Source organism: Azospirillum oryzae, from assembly GCF_008364795.1.
GTDB classification, from domain to species: Bacteria; Pseudomonadota; Alphaproteobacteria; order Azospirillales; family Azospirillaceae; genus Azospirillum; species Azospirillum oryzae.
Map to the genome: position 1 here is coordinate 127,621 of NZ_VTTM01000007.1, position 15,952 is coordinate 143,572.

The window sequence follows — 15,952 nt, forward strand, 5'->3', positions numbered from 1 at the left end:
CATGGCCTCCGCCCTATCCCGCGTCCTCGCCGTTCTCCGCACCGCCGCCGTCGCCGCAGCCCTGATCCTGCCGGCGGCGGTCGCGGCCGGTCCCGTTCTGGCGCAGGATGCGGCGGCGCAGGGGGCGACGCAGGGCAATCCGGGGGCCCCGGACGTGGTGGCGCAAGATGTGATGGCCCAGGATCAGGATGGCGGCGGGGCGGACTCCCCCGCCGCCGGCACGCCGGGTCCGGCCAACCGCCTGTTCGTCCAGGCGCTGCAGTTGATCCGGCAGGCCGACAACACCTATGACGTCGCCGAGGAGTCGCGCCTTCTGAAGGAGGCCGACAAGCTGTTCAACGAGATCGTGACGAAATACCCCGACAGTCCGCTGGCGGTGCAGCTCGTCACCAACCAGTTCGTCGGCGACTTCGATTTCTACGAATTCCGCTCGCGCATCCGGGCGCTGGTCTGCAACGACGCGCTGAACAGCCTGTGCTTCCTCCACCGCATCGGCGAGATGCTGCCGCCGGTGGAGACGCCGATTACCGCCGCGCGCTGGGACTGGCTGTCGCTGGCGGTCGCCTACCAGCAGTTGGGCGACACCGGCCGGGCCAAGGAGATCATGGCGCCCTTCGTCAGCGCGGTGCGCCGCGGCGGCGTCGCCGACAGCTCCGGCCAGGATCTGTTCGTCGCCCGCGCCCTGTCGCTGATGGGGCAGACGTCGCTGGCGCTCGACATCACGCGGCAGATCAACGACTGCTCGACCCGGATCTACAACCTCGCCGACATCGCCAAGGCGGCGTCCTGGCGCGGCGACGCGGCATTGACCAACGCGCTGGCCGACGAGGCCAAGGGCTATGCCTCCAGCCACAATTGCTCGTGGGAGCTGGGGCTGGTCGCCCAGACGCTGCTGCGCGCGGGCAAGGAGGCGCAGGCCCGCACCCTGTTCCTGAACACGGTCGAGACGCAGTTCTCCAAATTCAAGGAAACCCGCGGCGACTGCTGCCCGCCGGAGCTGGCGGTGGCGGCGGCCGACATCGGCGAGCCGAAGCTGGCGCTGGGCCTGCTCAGCACCGTGCAGGACGAGAACCCCTGGACGATCCCGGCGGTGCTCGGGCGGCTGGCCAAGCGCGGCGAGACGGCGATGGCCGTCGCCTATGCGGAACAGGTCACCGACATCGACACCCGTGGCGAGGCCTATGCCGAGCTGATCGAAGGGGCGATGAAGCGCGGCGAGCCGGCCGTCGCCAACGACCTGATGAACCGCCTGACCAAGCTGGCGGACGATGCCGCCGGCCGCCGCCCCGGCCTGCTGGCGCAGCGGGCCAAGGCGGAAAAGGCCTTCTACAACGACGACCGCTGGCGCCGCACCTTCCAGCAGGCGATCAACGCGGCGGAAAAGGCCAGCAACTTCGTCCGCCGCGACATCGGCGCCCCGCTGCTGGCCGCACTGGTCAGGATCGAGACCGGCCTGCCGATGTTGGATTAGGGGGCTGGATCGAGGGTGAGGAAGCTCCCTCACCCCACCGCCAGCACCAGCTTGCCGACATGCTGGTTGCTCTCCATCAGCCGGTGGGCGTCGGCGGCGTTGGCGAGCGGAAAGACCTCGTGGACAACGGGCTTGACCTTGCCCTGCTCGATCAGCGGCCAGACGTGGGCCTTCAACTGGTCGGCCACCGCCTGCTTGTAGGCAATCGGGCGCGCCCGCAGGGTGGAGCCGGTCAGCACCAGCCGCTTGGTCATGACGGGGAAGAAGTTCACGTTGGCCGTCGCCCCGCGGACGAAGCCGATGCAGACATAGCGACCCTCGACCGCCAGCGCGTCGATGCTGCGGGCGACGTAATCGCCGCCGACGATGTCCAGCACCACATTGACGCCGGCGCCGCCGGTCGCCTCCTTGACCACGGCGACGAAATCCTCCTCGGCATAGTCGATGGCGCGTTCGGCGCCCAACCGGACGCAGGCATCGCATTTCTCAGGCCCGCGGGCGGTGGCGAAGACGCGGGCGCCGAAGGCCGCACCCAGCTGGATCGCCGTGGTGCCGATGCCGGACGTGCCGCCATGGACCAGCAACGCCTCGCCGGGCTGAAGGGCGCCGCGTTCGAACACGTTCGACCAGACAGTGAAGAAGGTCTCCGGCAGGGCCGCCGCCTCGGCCATCGACAGGCCGGCGGGAGTCGGCAGGCATTGGGCCGCCGGCACCACGCAGAACTCGGCATAGCCGCCGCCGGCCAGCAGGGCGCAGACCGGATCGCCGACCTGCCAACCCTCCACCCCCTCGCCCAGCGCGTCGACGGTGCCCGCCACCTCCAGGCCGGGGATGTCGGTGATGCCCGGCGGTGGATTGTACTTGCCCAGCCGCTGCAGCACGTCTGGCCGGTTGACGCCGGCCGCCTGGACGGCGATGCGGATCTCGCCCGGCGCCGGGTCCGGGACCGGGCGGCGCGCCGGGACAAGCACCTCCGGCTTGCCGGGCTGGCTCACCTCGATGGCCGTCATGCTTCTGGAGTCTGTCATTCGGATCGTTCCCCTGCCCTGTCGTCGTAACGGGTTTGGGGGCACTGTGTCGCCGTGGCGGACCGCCCGTCCACGCAGCGATGGATCCGATTTCGCCCTGCGGAAAAGTCAAAAAAATGGCCGTGCTGCACACAGCACGGCCAGTCTCCGAGAGAAGCGCGAACATGCAAAACAACACATCCGCCCGATGAGAAAGGAACGCCTTTCCCGAGACAGACAATCGCACCGATCGATCCGATTTACCCGAGAAAAAAGCCGCTTTTCCATTCCGTGGAAATGGCTCTTTTCTTAAGAAAAAAGGCCGCGTCCCGTGAGGAACGCGGCCCTGAGTGCGCCAGGGAGGAATGCCAACGTGCACCACCTGCCGTCAGCTCTTGGCGTTTCTTTGCCTGGGCGTCTGCTTGTCCGTTGGATGGACGGGTCAGTTGGGAACCGGCACGCGGCCGCCCAGTTCCTGCGTCACCGCGGCGGCGGCGCGCTTGACCATCTCGCCCAGGGCGCGCAGCCGCGCGTCCTCGATGCGCCGGCTGGAGCCGGACAGCGACAGGGCACCCATCACACGGGAATTCTCGTCGAAGATCGGGGCGGCGACACAGCGCAGGCCGGACACCCGCTCCTCCTGGTCCAGGGCATAGCCGCGGGTGCGGACCAGCGTCAGGTCGCGGTAGAGCGCCGGCAGCGACGACAGGGTGCTGCGGGTGAACTGGCGCATGCCGCGCTGGGTGACGATGGTCTGGACCTTGGTTTCCGGCATGCCGGCCAGCAGCGCCTTGCCGACGGCGGAGCAGTGCAGCAGCGTGCGGTCGGTCTGCGGAACCGCGACCTGGGCGGCGCGGGGGCCGCCGACGCGGGCCAGATAGAGCGCCTCGCCATTCTCCTCGACGGCGAGGTTCACGATCTCGCTGCTCTCCTCCATCAGGCGGCGCATGCGCGGACGGGCGACGTCGACCAGATTGCGGGTCTTCAGGAAATTGGCGCCGGTCATGTAGGCCTGCACACCGACCACCCAGCCGCGCGCGCTCTGGTCGAAGCGGACGTAGCGCTCGTACTGCAGGGTCGTCAGCAGGCGATGGGTGGTGGAGGGCGACAGGTTCGCAGCCTCCGACAGTTCGGTCAGGGTCATCGGCCCGTCATTGGAGCCGAGGATCGTCAGGATGTTCAGCGCGCGGCACAGCGACTGGACCACTTGGCCCCGATCGGCCTTGGCGTCCTTGCCGTTGTCGTTCTTCACCCGCGGCGTCTCGATGATCGCGGTCTTGATGATCGCGGCGGCGCCCTCGCTGGGGTCGTCGTGAATGATGCGGCGTGCCATGGTGCCGGCCGTCATGCTGTTGGAGGTCATGCTGCTCGTGCGGGCTTGCGCTTTCATGTCCCATCTCCCTCGGGGTCCGGCGCTTTGGCTGCGCCTGTCTGTTGCGGCTGATGGCGTGAGTGACAGAAGCTTCGCTGAAACCGCGGGACCGTCGCGGACGGCGGTCCCGCGGGTATCGGTCAACCTTTGAAAATGGCCTGCATGGTGGAGCCCAGGCTGGCGGGGCTGTCGGCGACGGCGATGCCGACCGACTTCATGAAGTCGATCTTGAAGTCGGCGGTGTCGTTGCCGCCGGAGATCACCGCGCCGGCATGGCCCATGCGGCGGCCCGGAGGAGCGGTGCGGCCGGCGATGAAGCCGACGACCGGCTTCTTCGTGCCCGATACCTTGATGAACTCGGCGCCGCGGACTTCGGCGTCGCCGCCGATCTCGCCGATCATGATGATGCCCTCGGTCTCCGGGTCCTTCACGAACAGCTCCAGGCTGTCGACGAAGTTGGTGCCGTTGACCGGGTCGCCGCCGATGCCGATGCAGGTGGTCTGGCCGAGGCCGGCCGCCGTGGTCTGCGCGACGGCCTCATAGGTCAGCGTGCCGGAGCGCGACACGATGCCGATCTTGCCACGCTTGTGGATGTGGCCCGGCATGATGCCGATCTTGCACTCGTCCGGCGTAATGATGCCGGGGCAGTTCGGGCCGATCAGGCGGGTCTTGGAGCCGTCCAGGGCGCGCTTGACGCGGACCATGTCCAGCACCGGGATGCCTTCGGTGATGCAGACCACCAGCGGGATCTCGGCGTCGATGGCTTCCAGGATCGCGTCGGCCGCGAAGGGCGGCGGCACGTAGATCACCGAGGCGTTGGCGCCGGTCTTCTCGACCGCCTCGGAGACGGTGTCGAAGATCGGCAGATCGAGGTGCTTGGCCCCGCCCTTACCGGGCGTGACGCCGCCGACCATCCTGGTGCCGTAGGCGATGGCCTGTTCGGAGTGGAAGGTGCCCTGGGCTCCGGTGAAGCCCTGGCAGATCACCTTCGTGTTCTTATCGACGAGAACAGCCATGTTACGCGGCCTCCTTCTTGACGGCGGCGACGATCTTCTTGGCTGCATCGTCCAGATTGTCGGCGGACAGGATCGGCAAGCCGGATTCGGCCAGGATCTTCTTGCCCAGATCGACGTTGGTGCCTTCCAGGCGCACCACCAGCGGGACATGCAGTTGCACGTCGCGCGCCGCGGCGACCACGCCCTCGGCGATCACGTCGCAGCGCATGATGCCGCCGAAGATGTTGACCAGGATGCCTTCGACCGCGCTGTCGGACAGGATCAGCTTGAAGGCCGCGGTGACGCGCTCCTTCGTGGCGCCGCCGCCGACGTCGAGGAAGTTGGCCGGCTCGGCGCCATACAGCTTGATGATGTCCATGGTGGCCATCGCCAAGCCGGCGCCGTTCACCATGCAGCCGATGTTGCCGTCGAGCTTGACGTAGTTCAGCTCATGCTTGGCGGCTTCGATCTCCGCCGGATCCTCTTCCGCCTCGTCGCGCAGTGCGGCGACGTCCTTGTGGCGGAACAGCGCGTTGTCGTCGAAGCTCATCTTGGCGTCGAGCGCCAGGATGTCGCCGGCGCCGGTGACGATCAGCGGGTTGATCTCGACGATGGCGCAGTCCAGATCCACGAACGCCTTGTAGGCGGCCTGGATGAACTTGGCGGCGGCACCGACCTGCTTGCCTTCCAGGCCCAGCGCGAAGGCGACCTTGCGGGTGTGGTAGCCCTGGATGCCGGTGGCCGGGTCGACGGCGACCTTGACGATTTTCTCCGGCGTGTTGTGGGCGACCTCTTCGATCTCCATACCGCCTTCGGTCGAGGCGATGATGGTGACGCGGCCGGTGGCACGGTCGATCAGCAGGCCGAGATACAGCTCGCGCTTGATGTCGGCGCCTTCCTCGACATAGAGGCGCTTGACTTGCCTGCCCGCCGGGCCGGTCTGCTTGGTCACCAGCACGTGGTTCAGCATCTCGGCGGCGTTGGAGGCGACCTCCTCGACCGACTTGACGACGCGGACGCCGCCCTTGCCGTTCGGGTTGTCCTGGAACCGGCCGGCCCCACGGCCGCCGGCGTGAATCTGCGACTTCACCACCCAGACCGGACCGCCGAGTTCACGGGCGACCGATGCAGCCTCTTCCGGGGTGAAGGCCACGCCGCCGCGCGGAACGGCGACGCCGTACCCCCGCAGCAGATCCTTGGCCTGATATTCGTGAATGTTCATGGTTTTCGTCTCTGTCCCAGTCGGGAATTGTCTTTTGGAGACCGCGGGGAGCCGGGAATTCTTCGGCAGACGGGCGGCGGATTTTAAAAACTGCCGGCTTCGGCTCTCAGGCGACCGGGAAGGGGACGGTCGGGGGAGAGGGAGGCGCGGTGGAGTATTTGAAGACACTATTGGTGGTGGCGTTAGACCCCCACCTAACCTCCCCCGCTGGGCGGGGGAGGGACTAAGTTTGCGTGGAGTGGACCTTACTCCGCCGCTAACCGCTCCACGGCACCGATGGCGCCGCTGTCGCGGATTTCTACGATCTCACGCTCACCGAAACCCAGGACGTCGCGCAGGATTTCGTCGGTGTGCTCGCCCAGCAGCGGCGAGCGGGTGACCTCCGTCGGACTGTCGGACAGCTTGATCGGGTTGCCGACCGTCAGGTAGCTGCCGCGGGTCGGATGCTCCACCTCGACCAGCGTGCCGGTCTCGTAGAGCGACTTGTCCTCGGCGATCTCCTTCATCGACAGGATCGGGCCGCAGGGGATGTCGTATTTGTTGAGGATGTCCATGACCTCGAACTTGGTCAGGGTCTTGGTCCATTCCTCCACCGTGCCGAAGATCTGCATCAGGCGCGGCAGGCGGGCCACCGGGGTGGCGTAGTCGGGATCGGTGATCCACTCCTCCTTGCCGATGACCTTGCAGATCGACTTCCACACCGGGGCCTGGGCGATGAAGTAGATGTAGGCGTTGGGATCGGTCTCCCAGCCCTTGCACTTCAGGATCCAGCCCGGCTGGCCGCCGCCCGACGCGTTGCCGGCGCGCGGCACCGTGTCGCCGAACTCGCCGTTCGGGTATTGCGGATATTCCTTCATCGGCCCGTGGGCCAGACGCTGCTGGTCGCGCAGCTTGACGCGGCACAGGTTAAGCACGGCGTCCTGCATGGCGGCCAGGACCTTCTGGCCCCGACCGGTTTCCTTGCGCTGGTAGAGCGCGGTGACGATGCCAAGCGCCAGATGCAGGCCGGTTCCGCTGTCGCCGATCTGGGCGCCGGTGACCATGGGCGGGCCGTCGTCGAAGCCGGTGGTCGAGGCGGCGCCGCCCGCACACTGGGCGACGTTCTCGTACACCTTGCAGTTCTCGAACGGCCCGGGGCCGAAGCCCTTGACCGACGCGACGATCATCGCGGGGTTCAGTTCCTGAATGCGTTCCCAGGTGAACCCCATGCGATCGAGCACGCCGGGGGCGAAGTTTTCGACCATCACGTCGCAGGTCTTGATCAGCGCCTCCAGCACCTCCTTGCCCTTGGGCGTCTTGGTGTCGAGGGTGATGGACCGCTTGTTGTGGTTCAGCATGGTGAAATACAGGCTGTCGGCGTCCGGCAGGTCGCGCAGCTGGCTGCGGGTGATGTCACCCTCGCCCGGCCGTTCGACCTTGATGACGTCGGCGCCGAACCAGGCGAGCAACTGGGTGCAGGTCGGCCCCGACTGCACATGCGTGAAGTCGAGAATCCGCACGCCCTGAAGTGCCTTGCCCATGTATCTCTCCCCCTGCTTTTTAGTGTCGTGTGGTCGGCGTTTCTTTTAAGACGGCATTTTGCGGACCGAACTGGTCGGGTTCAGGCTGCCGATGTTGCCGCTTTCGGTGCCCGCCGCCGGATCGATGACGGCGTTGATCAGGGTCGGACGGCCGCTGTCCATCGCCTCGTTGACCGCGCGGTACAGCTCGTCCGGGTTGGTGACATGGACGCCGACGCCGCCGAAGGCTTCCATCATCTTGTCGTAACGGGAACCGGGGACGAAGACCATCGGCGACGGGTCGGCCCCACCGGTCGGGTTGATATCGGTCCCGCGATAGATGCCGTTGTTGTTGAAGATGACGATGCAGACCGGCAGGTTGTAGCGGCAGATCGTCTCCACCTCCATGCCGGAGAAGCCGAAGGCGCTGTCGCCTTCCACCGCCAGAACCGGCTTGCCGCTCTCCACCGCCGCGGCGACGGCATAGCCCATGCCGACGCCCATGACGCCCCAGGTGCCAACGTCCAGACGCTTGCGCGGCTCGTACATGTCGATGATGCCGCGGGCGAGGTCGAGGGTGTTGGCGCCCTCGTTGACCAGCATGGCGTCCGGCCGCTCCTTGATGACGCGGCGCAGAGCGCCCAGTGCACCGTGGAAGTTCATCGGCGACGCGTTGCTCATCAGCTTCGGCGCCATCTTGGCGACGTTCTGCTCACGCTTGGCCGCGACGGTGGCCATCCACTCGGTCGGCGGGGTGAGGCCGCCCTCGATGCCCTTCAGCAGCACTTCCATGACCGACGCGATGTCGCCGACCAGCGGAGCATGGATTTCGACGTTGCTGTCCATCTCCCGCGGCTCGATGTCGACCTGGATGAACTTCTTCGAACCGGGCTTGCCCCAGGTCTTGCCCTTGCCGTGCGACAGCAGCCAGTTCAACCGCGCGCCGACCAGCATGACCACGTCGGCTTCCTGCAGCACCAGCGAGCGGGCGGCACCGGCCGACTGCGGATGGGTGTCGGGCAGCAGGCCCTTGGCCATGCTCATCTGCAGGAAGGGAATGCCGCTCTTCTCGACGAAGGAACGGATCGTCTCGTCGGCCTGCGCATAGGCCGCACCCTTGCCGAAGATGACCAGCGGGCGCTTGGCGCCCTTCAGCAGGTCGAGCGCGCGGTTGACCGCGTCGGCCGACGGATACTGCGCCGGGGTCGGATCGACCACCTTGACCAGCGACTTCGCACCTTCCGCGGCGTCCATCACCTGCGAGAACAGCTTGGCCGGCAGGTCGAGATAGACGCCGCCCGGACGGCCCGACACGGCGGCGCGGATGGCACGCGCCACGCCGATGCCGATGTCCTGGGCGTGCAGGATGCGGAAGGCGGCCTTGCACAGCGGCTTGGCGATGGCGAGCTGGTCCATCTCCTCATAGTCGCCCTGCTGCAGGTCGACGATTTCGCGTTCCGACGAGCCGCTGATGAGGATCATCGGGAAGCAGTTGGTCGTGGCGTTCGCCAGCGCGGTCAGGCCGTTCAGGAAGCCCGGCGCCGAAACCGTCATGCAGACGCCCGGCTTCTTGGTCATGAAACCGGCGATGGCGGCGGCGTTGCCGGCATTCTGTTCATGGCGGAACGAAACGACGCGCATGCCCTCGGCCTGCGCCATGCGCAGCAGGTCGGAGATCGGAATACCGGGGACGACATACAGGTTGTTGATGTCGTTGAGCTTGAGCGCGTCGATGACGAGCTGGAAGCCGTCGGTCAGCGCCGGCGCGTCTTCGACAACAGATGCTTCCGTGGCCTGGTTCTTAGTGATCGTTGCAGCCGCAGTAGACATATGGGTGACTCCTCCCCGAGGCTCCAAAAGGTTCAAGATCGGTTAGTCGAGGAAGGCGCAATGCCGTTCCACGTACTGTGCGAGACCGAGCGTGTGTTCCCGGACGCGGCGCTCCGCGAGATCGGCATCGCGGGCGGCAAGCGCCTCGATGATGTCCCGATGCTCGTGGATGGACTGGTCGGCACGGTCGCCGAGGCCCATCGTCGCGCGGCGGATCGCACGCATATGGATGAAGAAGCGGTCGGTCAGGTCCGAGATCAGGGTGGAGCCCGAAGCCTGGACGATGCTTTGATGGAAGACGATGTTGGCGTCGGAATACTCCGCGACATGTTCCGCCAACTCGGCTTTCGTGTATTTGTCGAACGCGGCGTGCAGGAGTTCCAGCTTCTCCGTGGTGGCGTTTTCGACGAACAGGCGTGCCGCCATGCCTTCCAGGGCGGCACACACCGTGATCATCTCCACCAGTTCGGCCTTCGTCTTGCGCACCACGAAGATCCCGCGCCGCGGTTGGGAGCGGATGAACCCCTCCTGTTCCAGCAGCGCCATAGCCTCACGCACCGGGGTGCGGCTGACACCCAACGCTTCGCACAGCCGGCGTTCGTCCAACCTGATCTCGCTGCTCTGGCCGTAGATGTTCATCTGCGTGATGGCCTGTCGCAGCGACTGGTAGGCCTTCGCCTTGAAGCTCATCCCCTGTTCGAGGGGTTCGACACTGAATCGTTCTCGGTTCATCACGTTTCCGACCCTTTGCGCGCCGACGCCATCGGCGCCGCTTGTTGTCGTGAGCGTTCCTGTGCGAGCGTTCGGATGATCGCCCTCTGGTGCGTCGTTGTGAGCGCGCGTCGTTTTGAATTATCGATACGGTATACCAGATGCCAGACACCCGCAACATCAATTGCGGGCACCTCGAACTATTTCTGCCGCAGACTGAGTTTCGGGCAGTTTTGTTCGATTTTTCTGGCTATTGCGCGGTAATCGCCCTAATTTGGCGGTCCCAGGACCGCTCTTCGGGGAAGGAGCCATCGCATGGCCGACACTCAGCATCTGGCCAAGGCCGCGGACGAGCCGTCGTCCGGCGCGGCGGAGGAAGCGTCCGACCCGAACTTCATGACCTCTCTGGCCCGTGGGCTGTCGGTGATTCGCGCCTTTACGGAGCGGGAGCCGAACCTGACCATCGCCGACATCGCCAAGATCACCGGGCTGCCGCGGGCGGCGGCGCGGCGCTGCCTGTTGACGCTGATGCAGCTGGGTTATGCCGGATCGGACGGCCGAACCTTCCATCTGCGGCCGAAGATCCTGGCGCTGGGCTATTCCTTCCTGTCGTCGGCCCCGCTGGCGACGATCCTCGACCCGCTGATCGAACAGGTCAGCGGGGCGGTGCAGGAATCCTGCTCCGCCGCCGTGCTGGACGAGGACGACGTGGTCTATATCGCCCGGGCGGCGACCAAGCGGATCATGTCGGTCGGGCTGAATGTCGGCAGCCGCCTTCCCGCCTATTGCACCTCGATGGGCCGCGTCCTGCTGGCGGCGCTGCCGGAGTCGGAACTGGACGCCTATCTGGCGCGGGTCCCGCTGAAGCCCTACACGGAGCGGACCATAACCGCAGCCGACGCCCTGAAGCGCGAATTGGAGCGGGTGCGCGACCGCGGCTTCTCACTGGTGGACCAGGAGCTGGAGTTGGGGCTGCGCTCCATCGCCGTGCCGATCCGCACCGCCACCGGCGGTGTGGTCGCGGCGATGAACATCAGCGCCCAGGCCGCCCGCGTCACCTGCCCGGAGATGGAGGTGCAGTTCCTGCCCCACCTGACCCGCGCGGCGGAAGAGGCGCGGGTGCTGCTGGTGCGCTCACGGGGGGTGTGAGGTGGAGGTCCGCCCTTTTGCGGACGGCGATCCACTCTCGGACATCCTGACGCTGGCGGGCAGCCGCTGCGCCGTGTCCGGCCGGCTGGAGGCTGGCGGGAACTGGGCGTTGCGCTTTCCGCCGCCGGGGATGATCAAGTTCATCGCCATCATGACGGGCAACGGCTGGCTGGCCGTGGACGGGATCGATGAGCCGCGGCACCTCGACACCGGCGATGTGGTCATGCTGGGCGCGGAGCGGCCCTTTCGGCTCGGCAGCGACCTTGACCTGCCGGCGGTGGACGGCGCCGTCGCCTTCGCCGCGGCGGCCGGCGATCCGGCACAGGGTGACCGGGTGACGGTCGGCAACGGCGCGGAGTTCCTGGCGGTCGGCGGGCATGTCACGCTCGATCCAATCCGTGGCCACCTGCTCCGCGACGTGTTGCCGCCGCTGATCCATGTGCGGTCGGGAGCGCCGGAGGCGCCGGCCATGCGCTGGCTGCTCGACCAGCTCGGGGTGGAATTGGCCGGAGGACGGCCGGGCACCACGCTGGTAGCCGCGCAGTTGGCGCAGATGCTGTTCGTCCAGATCATCCGCGCCCATCTCGCCACATCCGGTCCGCTCGGTCACGGTTGGGCCGGCGCGTTGCGCGACCCGCGCCTCGTTCCCGCCCTGCGGCTGATGCACGGCGACCCCGGTCGCCCCTGGCAGCTTGGGGAACTGGCGCGGGCGTCGGGCATGTCGCGGACGGTGTTCGCCGTACGCTTCAAGGCGGCAGCCGGCGTCGGACCGCTCACCTATCTGCTGAACTGGCGCATGCGGCTGGCCGAACGGGAGCTGTGCTGCGGCACGACGCCGGTGTCGGCCCTGGCGCTCTCGCTCGGCTACATGTCGGAAAGCGCTTTCAGCAATGCCTTCAAGCGGACCTTCGGGATGGCGCCGAGCCTCTACCGCAACCGGCATGCGGCAACCGGGCCTTCGGCGCGGCGATCAGGCCTGCGCGGTGGGGCGCACGATGATCTCGTTGATGTCGACATCGGCAGGCTGGTCGATGGCAAAAGCGATGGCACGGGCGACGGCGTCCGCCGGAATCCCAAGCGTGTCGCGTGATGCGGCAACCCGCGCCCGCACCTCCGCATTGTTGATGCCGTCGATAAAGTCCGTGCGAACGAAGCCCGGCGACACGACCGTCACCCGCAGGGTCTCGCCGGCCTCCTGGCGCAGCCCTTCGCAGATGGTACGGACGGCGACCTTCGTTCCGGCATAGACGGCCATGGTCGGCACCGTGCGGTGCGCGGCGGTCGATGCCGTGGTGACGAAATGGCCGCTTCCCTGGGCGCGGAAGACCGGCAGCGCCGCGGCGATGCCGTAGAGCACGCCCTTGATGTTGACGTCGACCATGTCTTCCCAATCCTCGACCCGCAGCTCGTCGAGCGGCGAGATCGGACCGATCCCGGCATTGTTGATGAGGACATCGAGCCGTCCGAACCGCTCGCACGCCAGCCCGACCAGAGCGGTCAGGTCATTGCGCCGACGGACATCGGTCGGCAGGAAGACCGTTTCGCCGCCGGCCTGCGCGATGCGTCGAGCCAGCGCTTCCAGCCGGTCCGCCCGGCGGGCGCCGAGGACGAGCTTCGCGCCGGACGCGGCCAGACGCAGGGCCGTCGCCTCGCCGATACCGCTGCTGGCACCGGTGATCGCCACGACCTTCGGAGTGGGTGTCGAGGTGTTCATGAGTCGTCTCCGTTGTAGGGGACGGAAACGATAGACGCCGGGCGCCGAACGCTGAATGCGCTGGCGTTCGCAAGATCTGCGCGATCGTTCAGGAAATGACCGTACTCACCGCCCTATATGATCGTATCGGGCGAGATCGCCGTCAGCGCCGCCTTGATCTTCGGCACCATGTGGTCGGCGAAGGCCCTCACCTTGGCCGGCACCAGCGCGCGGTGGGGATAGAGCACGGCCAGCGTCACCGCTTCCGGCGGGAAGTCCGGCAGCACCGGGACCAGGGCGCCGCTGGCGAGGTGGTCGGCCACCTCCCACAGCGGCTTCATGGCGATGCCGCGGCCGTCCAGCGCCCAGCCGGTCAGCACGTCGCCGTCATCGGCGTCGAAGCGGCCCGACACCGGCAGCTTCACCGGCTCGCCGTTCGCCAGCACGCTCCATTGATATTGCTGCGTGCCGGGGAAGCGCAGAAGCAGGCAGTTGTGGCCGGACAGGTCCGCCGGCATCGAAGGCACCCCGCGCTCCGACAGGTAGGAGGGGGCGGCCACCAGCACGCGCCGCACGTCCGCGATCTTGCGCACGACGAAGCTGGAATCCTTCAGCGCCGCCATCCGCACCGCCACGTCCACCGCCTCGCGCAGCAGGTCCAGCAGATGATCGGACAGGCGCAGCCGCACCTCCACCAGCGGGTGGGTGGCGCAGAAGTCCGGCACCAGCGGCGACAGGATGCGGCGGCCGAAACCCAGCGGCGCCGTCACCCGCACGCTGCCCGACGGCACGCCGGACCCGGCGGCGATGCTGCTGTGCGCACGCTCCACCGCCTCCAGCACCTCAAGGCAGCTCTGGTAGAAGTCCATGCCTGTCTCGGTCGCCTGCAACTGCCGCGTCGTGCGGTTCAGCAGCCGGACACCGAGATGGGTTTCCAACTGTTGGATGCGGTGGCTGACCATGGCCGGCGACATGCGCAGGTTCCGTCCGGCGGCCGACAGGCTGCCCAGTTCGACGACGCGGACGAAGATGCGCATGTTCTCAAGCAACGCCATGCTCGCTCGGACTCCCTGCTGGACCGATGAGTTACGGGACGGCAGGAACGCTAGCACGCACTCCGCGGCGAAGGAATTTGCGCGATGCAGCAAATCCGTCAAAAAAGAAAGCCGCCGAAGCGCGTCAGCACCCCGGCGGCTTTCGTCAGACGGATAGGATCGTCAGACCAGAACGGTCTCGCTCTCCTCCACCGGCAGGTCCAGCGTCTCCTCGAACTCGGTGACGTTGTCGATGTCGGTGCCCATGGAGATGTTGGTCACCCGTTCCAGCACCAGCTCGACGACGACCGGCACCTGATACTCGTCCATCCAGGCCTGGGCCTGGACGAAGGCGTCCTGGATGCGGTCGGGTTCGGTGACGCGGATCGCCTTGCAGCCCAGCCCTTCGGCCACCGCGACATGGTCGACGCCATAGACGCCGATCTCCGGCGCGTTGATGTTCTCGAAGGACAGCTGCACCTGGAAGTCCATCTGGAAGGCACGCTGCGCCTGCCGGATCAGGCCGAGATAGGCGTTGTTCACCAGCACATGGATGTAGGGCAGCTTGTGCTGGGCGCCGACCGCCAGCTCCTCGATCATGAACTGGAAGTCGTAGTCGCCGGACAGGGCGACGATGCGCCGCTTCGGATCGGCCACCCGGACGCCGAGCGCCGCCGGCAGGGTCCAGCCCAGCGGGCCGGCTTGGCCGCAGTTGATCCAGTGGCGCGGCTTGTAGACGTGCAGGAACTGCGCGCCGGCGATCTGCGACAGGCCGATGGTGGTGACGTAGGTGGTGTCCTGGCCGAAGGCGCTGTTCATCTCCTGATAGACGCGCTGCGGCTTCATCGGCACCTGATCGAAGTCGCTGCGGCGGTGCATCGACCGCTTGCGGCCCTGGCAGTCCTTGACCCAGGCGCCGAGGTCCTTGAACTTGCCGGCGGCCTTCCACTCCTTCGCCACCGCGATGAACATGTCCAGCGCGGCGCCGGCGTCCGAGACGATGCCGAGATCCGGCATGAACACCCGGCCGATCTGGGTCGGCTCGATGTCGACATGCACGAACTTGCGGCCCTTGGTGTAGACCTCGACCGAGCCGGTGTGGCGGTTGGCCCAGCGGTTGCCGATGCCCAGCACGAAGTCGGACTTCAGCATCGTCGCGTTGCCGTAGCGGTGGGCGGTCTGCAGCCCCACCATGCCGGCCATCAGCGGATGGTCGTCGGGGATGGTGCCCCAGCCCATCAGCGTCGGGATCACCGGCACGCCCAGCAGCTCGGCGAACTCCACCAGCTTGGTCGACGCATCGGCATTGATGATGCCGCCGCCGGCCACCACCAGCGGACGCTCCGCCGCCGCGAACATCGCCAGCGCCTTTTCAACCTGCTGGCGCGTGGCGGCCGGCTTGTAGACCGGCAGCGGCTCGTAGGCCTCGTCGTCGAACTCGATCTCCGCCATCTGCACGTCGATCGGCAGGTCGATCAGCACCGGGCCGGGCCGGCCGCTGCGCATCAGGTGGAAGGCCTGCTGGAAGACGTAGGGCACCTGGGCCGGCTCCAGAACGGTCAGCGCCCATTTCGTCACCGGCCGGGCGATGTCCGGCACGTTGATGGCCTGGAAATCCTCCTTGTGCAGGCGCGCGCGCGGCGCCTGTCCGGTGATGCACAGGATCGGGATCGAGTCCGCGATCGCCGAATAGAGGCCGGTGATCATATCGGTGCCGGCCGGGCCGGAGGTGCCGATGCACACGCCGATGTTGCCGGCATTTGCCCGTGTGTAGCCCTCGGCCATGTGCGAGGCGCCCTCCACATGGCGGGCCAGCACATGGCGCATCGTGCCGCGCCGCTGCATCGCCGCGTAGAAGGGGTTGATCGCGGCGCCGGGGACGCCGAAGCAGACGTCGATGCCCTCCCGCTCCAGCACCCGCACCGCCGCTTCCGCCGCCGTCATTCTCGCCATCGCTCGACTCCTCACC

The 15,952-nt window shown here is 67.1% G+C and carries 13 protein-coding genes; 3 read left to right on the plus strand and 10 right to left on the minus strand.

Going from position 1 to position 15,952, the window contains the following annotated elements; genetic code table 11:
* The first annotated feature begins 1 nt into the window (after position 1).
* On the plus strand, positions 2-1,471 hold the full coding sequence (locus tag FZ938_RS19490; protein ID WP_149200116.1) for a hypothetical protein: 1,470 nt from the start codon (positions 2-4) through the stop codon (positions 1,469-1,471).
* Between the two features lie 29 nt (positions 1,472-1,500).
* Here FZ938_RS19490 and FZ938_RS19495 read toward each other — a convergent pair whose 3' ends face one another.
* The 7 genes from FZ938_RS19495 to FZ938_RS19525 form a co-directional block, all read right to left on the minus strand.
* Positions 1,501-2,499 carry an NAD(P)H-quinone oxidoreductase gene (locus FZ938_RS19495; protein ID WP_149200117.1) on the minus strand — a complete coding sequence of 333 codons (999 nt, stop codon included), beginning with the start codon at positions 2,497-2,499 and terminating at the stop codon, positions 1,501-1,503.
* A 421-nt stretch (positions 2,500-2,920) separates the two neighbouring features.
* Positions 2,921-3,868, minus strand: coding sequence for an IclR family transcriptional regulator (locus FZ938_RS19500; RefSeq protein WP_149200118.1), 948 nt, complete (start codon positions 3,866-3,868; stop codon positions 2,921-2,923).
* Between the two features lie 122 nt (positions 3,869-3,990).
* On the minus strand, positions 3,991-4,866 hold the full coding sequence (gene sucD, locus FZ938_RS19505) for a succinate--CoA ligase subunit alpha (RefSeq protein WP_149200119.1): 876 nt from the start codon (positions 4,864-4,866) through the stop codon (positions 3,991-3,993).
* 1 nt (position 4,867) lies between these two features.
* Positions 4,868-6,067, minus strand: a complete 1,200-nt coding sequence (gene sucC / locus FZ938_RS19510) for an ADP-forming succinate--CoA ligase subunit beta (protein WP_149200120.1) — start codon at positions 6,065-6,067, stop codon at positions 4,868-4,870.
* 245 nt (positions 6,068-6,312) lie between these two features.
* Positions 6,313-7,587: a formyl-CoA transferase gene (frc, locus tag FZ938_RS19515; protein ID WP_149200121.1), complete on the minus strand. Its 1,275-nt coding sequence runs from the start codon at positions 7,585-7,587 to the stop codon at positions 6,313-6,315.
* 45 nt (positions 7,588-7,632) lie between these two features.
* Positions 7,633-9,396 (minus strand): oxalyl-CoA decarboxylase, encoded by a 1,764-nt coding sequence (gene oxc / locus FZ938_RS19520; RefSeq protein WP_211101121.1) that lies wholly within the window; start codon positions 9,394-9,396, stop codon positions 7,633-7,635.
* Positions 9,397-9,438: 42 nt separating this feature from the next.
* Positions 9,439-10,128 carry a GntR family transcriptional regulator gene (locus tag FZ938_RS19525; protein WP_108547871.1) on the minus strand — a complete coding sequence of 230 codons (690 nt, stop codon included), beginning with the start codon at positions 10,126-10,128 and terminating at the stop codon, positions 9,439-9,441.
* 294 nt (positions 10,129-10,422) lie between these two features.
* Between FZ938_RS19525 and FZ938_RS19530 the strand changes: the two genes are divergently transcribed.
* Together FZ938_RS19530 and FZ938_RS19535 are read left to right on the plus strand one after the other, a co-directional pair.
* Positions 10,423-11,256, plus strand: a complete 834-nt coding sequence (locus FZ938_RS19530; protein WP_149200122.1) for an IclR family transcriptional regulator — start codon at positions 10,423-10,425, stop codon at positions 11,254-11,256.
* A gap of 1 nt (position 11,257) precedes the next feature.
* Positions 11,258-12,346 carry an AraC family transcriptional regulator gene (locus tag FZ938_RS19535; RefSeq protein ID WP_149200123.1) on the plus strand — a complete coding sequence of 363 codons (1,089 nt, stop codon included), beginning with the start codon at positions 11,258-11,260 and terminating at the stop codon, positions 12,344-12,346.
* On the opposite strand, the gene FZ938_RS19540 is transcribed toward FZ938_RS19535, so the two are convergent.
* The 3 genes from FZ938_RS19540 to gcl all read right to left on the minus strand — a co-directional run bounded on the left by FZ938_RS19540 (position 12,227) and on the right by gcl (position 15,936).
* A complete protein-coding gene (locus tag FZ938_RS19540; protein ID WP_149200124.1) occupies positions 12,227-12,970 on the minus strand; it encodes an SDR family oxidoreductase in 744 nt (247 codons plus the stop codon). The two genes, FZ938_RS19535 and FZ938_RS19540, sit on opposite strands and share 120 nt — an antisense overlap.
* Positions 12,971-13,083: 113 nt before the next feature.
* Entirely contained in the window at positions 13,084-14,004 is a 921-nt protein-coding gene (locus FZ938_RS19545; protein WP_149200125.1) for a LysR family transcriptional regulator, read from the minus strand.
* A 162-nt stretch (positions 14,005-14,166) separates the two neighbouring features.
* Entirely contained in the window at positions 14,167-15,936 is a 1,770-nt protein-coding gene (gcl, locus tag FZ938_RS19550; RefSeq protein ID WP_149200126.1) for a glyoxylate carboligase, read from the minus strand.
* Positions 15,937-15,952 lie beyond the last annotated feature (16 nt).